The following is a 13,018-nucleotide window of genomic DNA, read 5'->3' as shown; positions in this document are numbered from 1 at the left end:
AGCCGAACCGGCTCGCTGCCTGATCGGGACTAGGCCGTCAGCTGGGCTGCTGGGCGGCGAGCGATTCGATGATGGACTTCTGACGGCGAATGTCGGCGGCTTGATCCGGAGTGGCCTCGTAGCCGGACAGGCTGCCGATTTCGGCACGGGCGGCGGCGATGTCTCCGAGCCACGCGAGGACGACCGCACGCTGGGACCGCAGGCCGACCATCATCTCCTGCAGGTTGAACTCCTGGGCCATCACAAGTAGGCGGTTGAGGATGCTCAGAGCCTGCTGCATGTCGCCGGCGTTCATCAGGATGTCGACCACTTCTTGTCCAGAGTCGACGGCCTGACGCCAGCAGCCAGTGAGCTGGTACAGATGCATCGCAGGGATGGCCGAAAGCGTCTGGGGGCCACTGGCGATGCCCTGACTGCGGCGGGCTCTGACGGACAACGAGAGGCAGTCGGCGAGCCGCTTGTAGTCGTCCGGGTCCTGGCTGTCGCCGACCCGTGCCTCCAGAACAGTGATCGGCCCGGTGAGTTCGCTGAGGCTGAGACCGAGATAAGCGCAGTAGTCTGCGGTCAACTTGGTCGCCACCACGTCAGCACGGTCGAACTCCCCCGCTTGGAACAAGCCGTTGGCGAAGTTGTAGCGCAAAGCACGCTCCTCCCGCGATCCGTTCACCACTTGAGTCAGACCAGCGGTGAACGCCGCCGTCAGGCGATGAACGTCCTGGGCGCGGCCGCAGAGGATGAACTGGCGAATGGCCAGGAGGACTCTCTCCCGCGGGCCGATGCTGCTGTCACTGCTCTGGGCGGCCAGCCGTTCCATGACGTTCACGTGACTGGCGTACGCCTCCTGGTCGCCTTCGGAGTAGGCCAATGTGGCCAGGGCGTTGTGGGCTTCGAACCGGATGCCGTTGTCCTGGGCCGGATCCTGGGCGGTCTGCGCGATCGTGGCGTGGATTTCGCGGGGGTACCCACCCTCGTAGAACGCCTCCATCGTGGTGAGGTCGAGCAGTTGCTCGATCCGGCCCGTCTCGGCCAGCAAACGCATCCAGCGCCCGACCTGCGGAAACCCGCGCTGTCCTTCCAGAAGGTCCAGGAGCGCCACGCGCACCCGCTGGGCGCCCTCATCGGGCAGGTCCTCCGATGCGGACAAAGCCACGGGACGCACCGCATCGTGCAGCGTCACCCTGCCATCAGCGAAGTCCTGCGTGAAGCCCCAACCGGACAGGTCACGCACAGCCTGCGCGGCATGAGTAGGGCGCATGGAAACCGCTTCCGCGAGCCGCTGGAGCTCGGTCCCGGTGAGAGGCACCTCCGCGACCGCGAGGAGTCCGGCAACGGCGCGTGAACGCGGCGCGAGGTGGTCGAGTACCTGTTTCAGGATCAGTTCCTGGGCCGTGGCCTTGATGTGCGTCTCGGCCTGCACGGAGTCGCAGAAGGCGGCACCGTCTCCGGCGTATGCAGTGCGGGTCAAGTGTGCGGAGTTGAGCACGTACAGGGGGAGGCCTGCCGTGAGGGAGAGGACACGTTGAGCGGTGCCATAGTCCAGGGTGCAGCCTTCGCTGTCGAAGACCGCGGCGATGGTGTCGGTGCCCCAGCCGTCCAGCGACTCCGGGGATATGCCGAGGTGTGCGGCGAGGGCAATCTGTTCCGGTCGGGGGTGCCCCAACATGATCAGCCGGGCCGTCGGCAAGGCATCGACCAGCAGTCGCATGTCCTCGATTTCGAGCAGGTGGACGTTGTCTACGACGACAGCGACGTCAATTTCTGCCTGGACGAGCAGGCTATGCACAGCGCGCAGCACCTCGATGCCCGCAGCGGTCGGCAGGGAACCGGCCTCGGGCCTGAAATGCCGGGCGGCTAGCTCCCGCGCCAGCGCGCCCGGCACGGAGGCGGCCTGGTAACCGGCGACGTCGAAGTAGGTCACCGGCTGCGGGCAGTGTGCGGCGGCGTTCGCCGCCCACGTGGTCTTGCCGGCTCCCGAGAAACCGACCACCAGCCTCACGGGTTCGTCGTTCGCGAGCTCCGGCTCACCGCTACGGGGTCGGTAGATAGCGGGCAGCTGGGGAAACGCCTGTAGTTCCTCTACGAATTGCTCGTACAACTGCGGCAAGTCTGAGGCAGCGAACTCATGGCCGTGTGCACCGGTGCACGCGTACTGAACACGTGCGGCAAGCTTCCACACCAGGGTCTCGGCGCTCAGCGACCCGAAGGGGATCTGCTCAGCCTGGTCAGTGCAGTTCTGCAGCATGGCAGCTAGGTCGCGCCCTGGGTCCGGCAGCCACGTCTCTGTAGGGTGAGGCCTGCCGGGCCCCACGATCGCCACGTCCACAGGCCAAGACGCCTTTCGCGTCCTGGTGAGCAGGTCCGGCCCCAAGCCCGCGTTGGTCACCACGACCAGGTACGGGGTGCCAGAGCGGCGGCCCGCCGTGTGCTCGTCCCGAATGCTGCGGAACTGGTCGACCGCACCTTCCACGTCGCCCCAGGTCAGGTTCCCGCGACGAGTCTTGACCTGCAGGTAGAGGCAGCGGTCATCGAATTCGACTTCCACGTCTTCGTCGCGTTCCACGCGCAGCCGCCGGACCTCAGCCGCCTGTAGCCGCAGTAGGCAGCCGGCGGCGTACAGATGCTGGTAGGTGAACCCGCGATGCAACGATGTGATTCGCCCCAGTTGTTCGGCGCTGAGGACATCACTCTGCGGTTCGGCGCCCGTGGTTGCCCCATGCGATCGATCTTCCGGCACCTCCCCAGAGTAGTGCCCGCGCACCGGCACAGCCTCCCGTTCTCGCTCCGACAAGCGAGCCCACCACTGCCAAGCCGGGGCACTCGCTCCCTCAGGCTAGGTGTCCCACGACTGTACGGACACACCTTTAGTTGGTGAGCGGATGGGCGCCGTTGAGCCCATGTTGAGGAACTCCGTCGGCTCTACCTTCTTGATCGGATTGATCGGGGACGCAGTACGGGACGCTCATCGACATCGAGACCTCCCGGCCGGTCGACGTGCTGCCTGATCGGGATACTGCAACCATCGCCGCCTATACACGAGCGCCTCGGAGCGGAGATCATCTAACGGGTCCTGAAGACGGTTCACGAGCCTCTTGTTAGGCGGGGCTCATGCCGCGCTGGTACAGGGCCGAGTCATTGAGATCATCGGGTCCGCGCCGTGTGGTTCACCAAGGCCATCCACCGCCGCACTGCATGCCCGGGAAGTGGCCGACGGCTGGCAACTCCTGGAAAACCTGTCGGGCCGTCGTGGGTTAGAGGAGTCCATTTTGGCGCGCCAGCGTTCCGTCAGTTGCAGGGTAGTGGAGCCTAACAAGTTCAGGAGTGTCCTGAAGTGCCCGGACGGAACTCGTAGAAGTATGTCCCCCGTTCACCGACCACAGCAATTCCGCGACTGTCAGGAGTCCACGCACAGGAAGTCAGGCGGCCATCGGTCCTTATCATGGTCACAACTAGTCCGGAGGTGCAGTCCCAGATTCGCAGAGTTCCGTCGTTACTGGCGGTGGCGAGCCACATTCCGTTCCGTGAGATCGCCACCGCGCTCACGCCCCCTGCGTGTCTAAGGGACTTCGTCGGGATTCCGGTAGACCGGTCCCAGATCCGTACCTCTCGATCGGGTCCGAAATATCCTGGCGGGCGAGTAGCGGTGGCAAGCCAAGATCCATCCGGCGAAATTGCCATCGCACCCGCAGCGTCTACGTGGCTGAATGAGGCGATGGTAGTCCCGGTGGTCCGGTCCCAGAACTCCACTCTGGAACCACTGGCGGTGGCGAGCCAGGATCCATCCGGTGAGATCGCCACCGAAAGCACAGTGCCGGTGTGCTTGAGGATGCTGATGCCGGTGGTTGCATCCCAGATCTGCAACGCAGGGTCTCTGCCAGCGGTTGCCATCCAGGTCCCGTCCGGTGAGAGTGCCACCGCACGGACGCCGCCCTTGTGACCGGACGCGATGGTAGAGCCACCCCCACTACGGTTCCAACACCACAGTGTCCCGTCGTCATCACCTGTAACGACCTCTGTGCCGTTGGCCGAGATAGCCACCGCCCTGACCGGCGCTCGGTGACCTGCGAGAACTGTGGAGTTGGCCGTGTCCCTGTCCCAGAGCCGGACCGTGTGGTCTGAGCAGGCGGTGGCGAACCACGCTCCGTCTGATGAGATCGCCACCGCATTGGCTGCCCCAGTGCTACCGGATGGGGTGATGGGGTGGGCTGCGTTAAGGTCCCAGATACGGACGGTGGAACCTTCGGCGGTTGCGAACCATATGGCATCTGGTGCGATCGCGGCTGCACTGACCGAATCGTCGCGCCTGAAAGTGGCGATAAGGGTGCCGGTACTCCGGTCCCAGATCTGCACAGTGCGGCTGGCACTAACGGTGGCGAGTCGGGTTCCATCCGGTGAGATCGCCACTGCGGTCACCGGGGCGTCAGCTACCGAAAGCGTATCGGTGCTGCCTGTGTTTCGTTCCCAGATACGCACAGTCCCATCTTCGCCGACGAGGGCGAGCCAGGTCCCGTCTGGCGCGATCGCCATTGCATGCATCCAGCCGCTCTGTCCAGGGATCACGACACTGGTGACGGTGCCTGTTACCCGGTCCCAAATCCGCAGTTTTTCGCCTAGGCCGGCGGCGGCGAGCCACGTTCCGTCCGGTGAGAACGCCACCTTGCGTGCTCCAAAGATTCTAAGGGTGGTTGTGAGAGTGCCGGTGGCCGTGTCCCAGACCCTCACCTTTCGACCTTCGGCTGCGGTGGCGAGCCAGGTGCCGTCCGGTGAGAACGCCACCCCGCGGTGACAGTGCCGGTGGCCGGCTCCCAGATCCATACCGCTCGCCTGTAATGCTCAAAGCGGCCAAAAGCGGCAAGCCAGCCTCCGTCAGGAGCGATCGCCAGTTGATCCACGCGGCCGCGGTCGACTCCAGTCAGGGTCCGCAGATGTACGGGGCTTGGGAGATCCGGGGGCGCCCATTGGTTGAGCAAGCACGGAAGAGTTGATTGGTTCTGGCGTGCTGTGACCTGGTCATGCCAGCCAGGGAGCGGCTCAAGTCGGCTGTGGAGGATCGAAATTAGGGCGTAGGTAGGTTGCGTCGGGCCCAGGAGGTGGGCAGCGCGGGCCAGGTCGTTGGCCCGTTCCGCCGCTGCCGGGGTTCCGACTTTGACCAAATCTCGCCATGGGGCAGTGGGCCCTCGGCGGTGCAGCCGTGCCTCGACCCAGCGCAGGTCGCCGGCAACATTTTCTGCCTCTTCTGCGCTGCCTGCTGCGAGCAAGTGGTCAATTAGATGATCAAGCAGGTAACCGTCGGTGAGTTCCCACCATGCGGCTCGCGGTTGTGGTGCTGAGGGCGCAAGCTGGGTTGCTGGAGCCAGTTTCGCTGTGGCGATATCCACGAGGGTGGTGTTGAGCTCGAGCAGGCGTTGAGAGCCGAGGTCGCCGCGCAGGTAGTCCCTGATTACATCGTGCAGAGTGAGCTGGCCGCCTCCTGCGGTGTTCAAGTTGAGGAGAGAGAGGCCATCCAGCGTCCGGCACATGTCCCGCGATTGTTCCTGGCTGAGCCCGCCAGTGACTTGCCATTGCTGAGCCGCCAGTGCGACTGGGATTGCCTCGTGCGCAGCGAAGACCCCGAGTTCAGCGAACCGTTCCCTGCCGCCCGTGGGAAGCAGCCTCGTTGCTGCTTCAACCGTTGCTCGTACTGCCTTCTTCCGCTGCTTGGGGTCATCGACGTTCAGTGCCGTTGACGTGCTGTCTACTACGGTCGGTCCTCGCTCCAGTAGCCGCCGCAGGCTACCTTCCGCCGCGGCAGCAGGACCGGCTCCGGTGCCCACTTCTGCCGCGATTAGCCGGTTGGTCATTCGTAATAGCAAGGGCCACCGCCCGGTCGCCTCCAGCAGTCCTTGCGTCAGTTCCTCCGGCAAGGGTGGCAAGTCCCAAGTCAGCACCTGCCGGGCTTGTGCCGGCGACATCTCGTCGACTTGGACTCGCTCGGTTCCCGCCGGGAGGACAGCAGGGATACGGGTGGTTACCAGACGCACGCACCGTGTGCCGCCAGCGAGGAAGGGTTCGAGTTGCTCCTGTTCCCAGACGTCGTCGAGGACCAGCAGAGTCCGGCGCCGTTGGTCCAGCAGCCGTCCCAAGTGCGCGCCAGCAAGAGCCGGATCATCGAAGGTCACAGTGTCGCCGGTGATGAACCGGGTCACTTCGCTCACCTTCGCCGAGATAGCGGCGCGGCCTCGCACTTCCCGGCCTACCGTGACGATATACACACGCCCTCGGAAGCGTCGCCGGACCCGGCGACTGGCGCATACGACTTCGGCCAACGTCGTCTTACCGAAGCCGCCGGCGCCCTCCAGCGCCGTGGTGATCCCCACTGCGCGGCGCCGCCGCGAGCAAACAGCAACGATAGCGCGGTCGGCTTCTGCGCGATCGATCACCCAGCCAGGTACGTTCGGTGGCGGCGGTGGCGGCGGATCATTCGCAGATACAGCAGCATGCTTCTGCAACCGCTCCATGAGCCGGGATAGCACTAGGCCTAGCAGGGCGATAACGCCGAGCGACGGCCAGGGATGCTGTCGCAGCACGTCTAGGGCACCCGGCCAGCGACGGCTGGCCGACGCCTCGTTAGTGGCCAGCCCGGCCAAGATGGCTACGGCGCTTGCCGTAGCCATCAACGTGATGTTTCCTGCGCCGTGCAGTCTGCCCGCCCTCACGTCGATCCCTGTCGAATTTGCGAGCCATACTGCATCGAAGAGTGCACTTCTCTTTCAGCACGAAAACACGTGCGCCGCAATCTAGACGCCCTGCTGAAGCACCGACTCATACATATCACCAGGAGGCACTGGTCCTGTATGACCTTGATGTCGTTCGGCGCGTCCTGGCCCTCGTGGTGTTGCGGGCGATCTCTCAGTACCCCCGACGGCCACAGTCGCTCTGCCAGGAATGGCCCCATAAGGAAACGGCCCGGTCCAGCTGATCGTTACACTGATCATTGGCGCGGGGGCGCTGGAGACCTGTGGATGGTTCACGCATGACGCGCCCCTCGCTTCCCAGTCCGCTTGCGCCGGTTGGCCGCCGCCGTGATGGACGGCCGATCTACCCGATTCTCGGCGCCTCCTCTGAGGACGACTCCAACAAGCCCGAAGGCGACGACAGCGCCGCCAATGGTTCCGTCACGCAGGAGGACCTGTCGCGGCTGCTGGCCCGTGAGAAGACGCAGGGCGGACGCGCGGCCGTCAAGAAGCTGCTCGGCGAACTCGGCTTCGACAACTCCGAGGCTCTGACCGAGTTCATCACCACCAAGCGCGACGCTGAACAGGCTGCTCTGACGGAACTCCAACGACGGGAGCAGGCCGCCGACGAGAAGCTGAGGGCAGCAGAGGCGCGCGAGGCGCAGGCCGCAGCCAAGGAACGCGCCGCCATCCGACGGGCCGTTCTGGCGGGACTCGGCGCTGCTGGTGACGACCTGGCAGACGCGGTCCTCCTCATCGACAGGGCCCTGGACGATCAGCCGGACGCCGACGAAGAAGCCGTCGCCGCGGCTGCGGAGCAGTTGAAGGAGCGGCGACCGGAGCTGTTCGGCCAGGCCCGCGAGACCACCACGCCGCCCGCCCCGGGCGGGTCTCCCGCCGGCGGGCCGCCGTCACGAGGCGGCGTACCGCCCAAGCCGGGCGCGGCGGGGCTGGAAATGGCTCGGCGCCGGGGATTCATCACCGACTGACCAAGCTCAACACCGTCATGGCTCAGCCATGACCCCACCGGCGGGAAGGCCGGACATGGGGACCACGCCTCTCACCCCTCCCGTGGACGGCGCCACCACCAGGTGAGCGCGCGAATCCGATTCGCTCCACGTCCACGGGAGGACGGCTGTGACACTCCAGCCCATCACCACGTCGACGTCGTACACCGCCGACCGGGCCTGGCTCGGCGCGCTGCACGGCACCGACTCCGTCGAGACCATCACGCTCGACATCTCGAAGCTGACCGCTGGCACGCACACTGCGGCGTCGGCCGACACCGCCCAGCCCTACAGCCGAGTCCTGTCCGGCGTACCCGTCGGCAAGATCACCGCGAGCGGTCTGTACGGCGCCTTCGACCCGGCGGCGACCGATGGCCGCCAGGCGCTCGCCGGGTTCGTGTTCGCCGAGGTGCTGTTCGCGCCGACCGCGACGAAGGCTCCCGCCGCGCTGCTGTGGCACGGCGTGGTCGTCGCCGCCAAGGTCCCCGGCGGCATCGACACCACCAAGGTCACCCCGTCGGTGACCGGCCCCCAGATCCGGTTCGTGTGAGAGGCGGCCGAAGATGACCATTCAGGACCTGATCAAGAACGTCGCCGCCCGCGACCTCACCACATTCGCCCGTGCCATCCCCTCGCAGAAGGACCACCTGCTCACCCGGGAAGGCGGGATCATCCCGACGCTGGAGCAGGACGAGGTGAAGTGGCGGGTCAAGGACAACGGCCGGTACGTCAACGTCGCCAAGTACCGCGCGTTCGACGCCAGCGTGCCGTTCGCGTCCCGCGAGGCGTGGCAGACCACGCGCGAGGGCATGCTGCCGCCGCTCGGACAGAAGCTGCTCGTCGGCGAGCAGGAGCAGATCCTGCTGGAGGCGTCCCGCGGCGCGGACGAGGACCGACTGATCGAGCTGCTGTACGACGACACCGAGCGGCATGTCGAGGCGATCCGCTCCCGCGTCGAACTGGCCTGGGGCGACGTGCTGGTAGACGGCAAGTTCTCGCTCAACGCGGAGAACGGCCTGACGATCGAGGTCGACTGGGGCGTGCCGGCGGGCAACCTGCCGACGGCGCCCAAGCTGTGGTCGGACCCCACCTCCGACCCGATCAAGGACGAGCTGGCGTGGATCCAGTACCTCGATGACCGGGGAGCCCCCTTCCCCGACATGGTGGTCACCAGCCGTAAGGCCTTCTCGTTCCTGGCCGCCAACAACAGCTACAGGGCGGCCTACTACGGCTCGGTGAACCCCTCGAACACCCCGACTGCCACGCTCACCCCGCAGCAGATCAACGTGGTCCGAGACAACTACGGCCTGCCGCCGATCACCTTCTACAAGGGGCAGGTGCGCGTCGATGGGGTGCAGACCAAGGTGCTCCCGGAGGACCGGTGGATCATGCTTCCCCCGGACCGGACGAAGTGGGGGCAGACGATCTTCGGGGTAACCGCAGAGGGCCTGGCTCTGTCGCGGGGCACGAATCCGGAGATCACCAAGGAGGACCGTCCGGGCATCATCATCACACGCGGTGCGCAGGATGACCCGGTTCAGATCTGGACCAAGGGCGCGGCGGTCGGGATGCCGGTGCTGCACACGCCGGACGCTCACATCGTGGCGAAGGTGATCTGATGGGACGCCGTCTGGCAACCGCCGTGCACGTCCAGCACCCGACCTCGCGTGAGTGGATCGTGCTGGAGCCCGGCGACGAGCCCGACGAGGAGCTGGCTGTCGAGATCACCAACCCGGACGCGTGGGAGGACGGCGAGCCGGAGTCCGACACCGAGGAGCCGGAGACGGAGGAGGCGACGCAGTTCGGCTTCACCGTGCCGCCCCAACCCGAGCCCGGCCCCGAGGCCGAACCCACGTCGCCGGCCCCGAGTCGGCGCAAGAAGACCACCGACGCCGCCGAGTAACCACACGAGAGGTCTCAGCCCGCCCATTCGGGAGGGGGCGGGCGACGACCATCCAGGAGCACTGATGGAACCCATCCTCCTCGCCTGGCTGCGGGCACAGCTCGGCACCGCCACCGAAGAACAAGACCTCGCTGCTCGTTACGCCCGCCTCGGCCGCGCCGGAGCAGTTGCCGCAGAAGTCCTTGCGGAACGCCGCGCCAAGCTCCTCGCCGAGCCACTGCGCATGACGGTCGACGGCGTGGTCACCATCGACCAGAGCAACAACCTCGCCGGACTGGAGCGCCAGATCGCGGGCCTCGCCGAACTCGTGGCCCCAGATGACCCGGCGGCGGGGGAGGCGAGCGTCGACCTGGTCACCGCGCCGCTCCTGCCGTCCCGGCGCACGAGGTAGAGCGGCAGTGCCGTACGAGTGGCCGCCACTGGTACCGGGAGACCCTGACGAGATCGCGCGCCGCGTTGCGGCCGTACTCGAGGAAGCCTGGCAGCGCCTGGCGAGCAAACAGCAGGAAGTGCTCGCCAGGTTCGCCGACAACCCACGTACGCCGTACACGCTCGCCACGCTGGAGGAGTTCAAGCAGGCCATCCGCGAATTCCGTCAGCGCGTGGACCAGGAGGCCCAGCAGTTCGTACAGCGGCAGCTCCCTCACCTGTACGAAGAGGGCGGAAGGACGGCCGCCGAAGCCCTGGGCGTGACCTTCACCTGGACCACGTTCCACCGTGACGCACTGCAATCGCTCGCAGCAGACTCCTACGCCGACTTTCTACGCCGTTCTGAGGAAGCCGAGCGCATGGCCAGCCAGTTCTACCGCGCCGCGCGGGAAGCTGCGCGCCGCGAAGTGCCGCTGTTGGCGGCAGGCAACATGACCGCGAAGCAGGCCGCGAAGAACCTCGCGGATCGGCTGGCCGCCAAGCACAAGCTGACGTACGTCATCTACCGCAACGGGGCGCGGGTTCCGGTGCGCGCGTGGGCCGAGGCCGCCACGCTCGCGAAGTCTGCCGTCGCCTACAACGCAGGCACTCTCAACCGAACCCGCCAAGCCGGAGTGACCACGGTCGAGGTCTTCGACGGAGCGGACTGCGGCTGGAGCACCCACCAAGACCCCGACAAGGCCAACCGCACCGTGCGTACCATCGACGACGCGGCAAACTGGCCGATCTCCCACCCACGTTGCCGGCGTGCCTTCGGGCCGCGCCCGGATCTCACAGGATCGACGAGCACGGCTTCCGGGGTCACGTGATCGTAACCGTTACGACTCGGCCCAGTAGTCGCTGAGCATCTCGCCGGGCCAGGCCGGCTCGTGGATCTCGCCCTGAGGCCCCATCTCCCGGAAGTAGGGCCCAAGGTCGTAGATGGGTGTCCCGTCGACCGCGTCCAAATCGGTGACATGGAGGTCCAGGCCATCGACCTTGAGTAGCCGGGGAAAGCTGGTGGCGAGTTGGTTGGGGCGTCGGTGGTTGCGATGCGCGAACGTGCCGGATGGCTCCCAGCGAGGGTTGTTACGGGGGCTGCGCGCGTGCAGAGCAACGTCACTCGGGGACGCCTGGCTGAAGTGCCAGGTGACCATCAGGTGGGAGAACTCCTCCAGTCCCTTTACGACTTCGAGTGGGAACTTCGGATCGAGGCGGATGATGCACTCGACGCCGCCCCAGTTGTCGTCCGCGACTTCCGTTCGGCCACCGACAACGGTGCCGATGGGCTCGATCTGTAGAGTCATGGTGCCCTCCTCATCCCTCTGCCGAACGTGATCAATCTACGGTGCGCAGGTAGGCGGCTGCCCTGGTTTCCAGTTCCGCAGCGGCTGGGATGCCGCGTCGTCGATACGGCGAGAGGAGGGAGCGCATCTCCACGACGCGCTGCCGAGCTCGACCGGAATAGATGCCTTCCTCCATAGCGTCGAGGGCCTTGGACCAGGTGGCACACGCCTCTTCCACATTGCCCGTAGCAATCTGCGTTGCCCCGAGGTATCCGAGGGTCACGGCGTGTGTCCTCTTGAATGCAGGTCCGCGAGTGCGGACGCTGCGGTCAAACTGGCTGATCGCCCCCTTGTGGTCCTTGAGATCGCGCAAGGTGCACGCCGTCTCATGGGCCAGTGACGCCTCGCCGAAGAAGAAGGTTCTGGCCGGCTCTTCGATGCCGTCATGGGCACCGCGGAGGTCGTCTTCGGCCTGAAGCAGCACCTTCGTCGCCTTCTTGTCCTGCCCAGTTGCAGCGAGACAACGGGAATGGACAACGCCGAGCAGTGCCCGTTCTCGTGGCGTCGCGGACTGATATCGCTGGCCGGCGACTGAGGCCGTCGAGAGTTCCAGGGCCTTGCCAAACAGGCCGAGGTCCAGGGCTTGATGCGCCATGGCACGGAGGATGTGGCCCGAGAGCGGAGCGTCGGCGGCTCGGGCAGCCAGCTTCAGTCCAAGAGCGAAATACGGCTCGGCGATGTCATGCTCGCCGTTGTCGAAGGCCATCCATCCGCTGAGGTAGGAGGCTTCTGCAGCGGCGGAGAACATCTCGCGGCGAACGTGGTCATCGGGGAACGTTCCCACGAGATACCGGGCGACATCCGAGCGCAGGTACTCGACGAGAGCGGTCCGGCCGTGTCCGCCGCCCCGGCGCTGGTCCATACGTGAGAAGGCCAACGTCATCTCGCGCACGTTCTCTACATCGCCTCGGCCGACGCGCTGGGAACCTTTCTGTTCCGAGTTCGCTGGCTCCCTCGCCATCTCCGTCCACCAGGCATCTGAGGGAACAACAAGGGCGGCGGCCGAGTACACGCCTCCGCGAAGCAGGCTCCGCCGGTCCGGATCCAAGTCAGTGCTCCCCAAGTCCGTCAGCGCGGTCAGCGGATCGACGCGCCAGTCCAGCGCCCCCTGCGCTGGCGAGTCAGGCGCTGTGAACCCGGCTTCGGCTGGAGTGATGACGCGCTTCAGGCGACGGGACAGTGCCTCGCACATGATTATGGGGGCCTGGCCAGATGGGGCGTGTCCGGCCACCCAGTGCTGGACGTGCTGCCGAGCGATGTGCGTGTAGTCGATCAGGTGGTTCTCGTGTGCGATTCGCACGAAGGCGTTCGCCGCCTGAGCCCGTGACCAGCTTGCATCCTTCAGTAACGCCTCGAACTTTTCGTTCCGCTCGCGCGCCATGATGCGGCCCCCGGCTGCTAATGATCTTGAGACAGGTTTGTCAACTGCGCTCGCCTCGCGTCGACATGAGGTGGCAACCCCAACCTATTGCGGGATCCCAGAAGACATCCACTGAACTGACCGAAAGCCGTTGCCGTGAGATCAGTAAACGATCTTGTGTCACGTTTGGCAGCGGCGCTCCCTCGCGCTGGTACCCGGGTCGAGCCTGGAGCGGTTTGCTGTTCGTAACCGCCACGCGACTCGTGAATGGGGCGCCGTTGTCC

11 protein-coding genes are annotated in these 13,018 nt (G+C 66.0%); 6 read left to right on the top strand and 5 right to left on the bottom strand.

Annotated elements, in window-relative coordinates; all coding sequences use genetic code 11:
- Positions 1-37: 37 nt before the first annotated feature.
- The 3 genes from LZ604_RS28000 to LZ604_RS27995 all read right to left on the bottom strand — a co-directional run bounded on the left by LZ604_RS28000 (position 38) and on the right by LZ604_RS27995 (position 6,494).
- Positions 38-2,734 (bottom strand): P-loop NTPase family protein, encoded by a 2,697-nt coding sequence (locus tag LZ604_RS28000; RefSeq protein WP_234518417.1) that lies wholly within the window; start codon positions 2,732-2,734, stop codon positions 38-40.
- 578 nt (positions 2,735-3,312) lie between these two features.
- Positions 3,313-4,812 carry a WD40 repeat domain-containing protein gene (locus LZ604_RS36385; RefSeq protein ID WP_372482214.1) on the bottom strand — a complete coding sequence of 500 codons (1,500 nt, stop codon included), beginning with the start codon at positions 4,810-4,812 and terminating at the stop codon, positions 3,313-3,315.
- Complete coding sequence (locus tag LZ604_RS27995; RefSeq protein ID WP_234518415.1) at positions 4,716-6,494, bottom strand: NB-ARC domain-containing protein; 1,779 nt, start codon at positions 6,492-6,494, stop codon at positions 4,716-4,718. The genes LZ604_RS36385 and LZ604_RS27995 overlap by 97 nt, the downstream gene beginning before the upstream one ends.
- Positions 6,495-7,009: 515 nt before the next feature.
- Here LZ604_RS27995 and LZ604_RS27990 point away from each other — a divergent pair.
- From LZ604_RS27990 to LZ604_RS27965, 6 genes are all read left to right on the top strand, one after another.
- Complete coding sequence (locus LZ604_RS27990; RefSeq protein ID WP_234518413.1) at positions 7,010-7,699, top strand: hypothetical protein; 690 nt, start codon at positions 7,010-7,012, stop codon at positions 7,697-7,699.
- Between the two features lie 148 nt (positions 7,700-7,847).
- Entirely contained in the window at positions 7,848-8,267 is a 420-nt protein-coding gene (locus LZ604_RS27985) for a head decoration protein (RefSeq protein ID WP_234518410.1), read from the top strand.
- A gap of 13 nt (positions 8,268-8,280) precedes the next feature.
- Entirely contained in the window at positions 8,281-9,336 is a 1,056-nt protein-coding gene (locus tag LZ604_RS27980) for a major capsid protein (protein ID WP_234518409.1), read from the top strand.
- Complete coding sequence (locus tag LZ604_RS27975) at positions 9,336-9,620, top strand: hypothetical protein (protein WP_234518407.1); 285 nt, start codon at positions 9,336-9,338, stop codon at positions 9,618-9,620. The genes LZ604_RS27980 and LZ604_RS27975 overlap by 1 nt, the downstream gene beginning before the upstream one ends.
- A 64-nt stretch (positions 9,621-9,684) precedes the next feature.
- Positions 9,685-10,011, top strand: coding sequence for a hypothetical protein (locus LZ604_RS27970; RefSeq protein WP_234518405.1), 327 nt, complete (start codon positions 9,685-9,687; stop codon positions 10,009-10,011).
- A 7-nt stretch (positions 10,012-10,018) separates the two neighbouring features.
- Positions 10,019-10,858 carry a hypothetical protein gene (locus tag LZ604_RS27965; RefSeq protein ID WP_234518403.1) on the top strand — a complete coding sequence of 280 codons (840 nt, stop codon included), beginning with the start codon at positions 10,019-10,021 and terminating at the stop codon, positions 10,856-10,858.
- A gap of 9 nt (positions 10,859-10,867) precedes the next feature.
- Here LZ604_RS27965 and LZ604_RS27960 read toward each other — a convergent pair whose 3' ends face one another.
- Together LZ604_RS27960 and LZ604_RS27955 are read right to left on the bottom strand one after the other, a co-directional pair.
- Positions 10,868-11,335, bottom strand: a complete 468-nt coding sequence (locus LZ604_RS27960) for an SAM-dependent methyltransferase (protein ID WP_234518401.1) — start codon at positions 11,333-11,335, stop codon at positions 10,868-10,870.
- Between the two features lie 31 nt (positions 11,336-11,366).
- Positions 11,367-12,755 carry an NsdA family TPR-like regulatory protein gene (locus tag LZ604_RS27955; protein WP_234518399.1) on the bottom strand — a complete coding sequence of 463 codons (1,389 nt, stop codon included), beginning with the start codon at positions 12,753-12,755 and terminating at the stop codon, positions 11,367-11,369.
- Between the last annotated feature and the right edge of the window lie 263 nt (positions 12,756-13,018).

It is taken from the genome of Streptomyces glomeratus (genome assembly GCF_021462825.1).
In the GTDB taxonomy this organism is placed as follows: Bacteria; Actinomycetota; Actinomycetes; order Streptomycetales; family Streptomycetaceae; genus Streptomyces; species Streptomyces glomeratus.
This window is presented reverse-complemented; position numbering and strand designations above follow the sequence as displayed.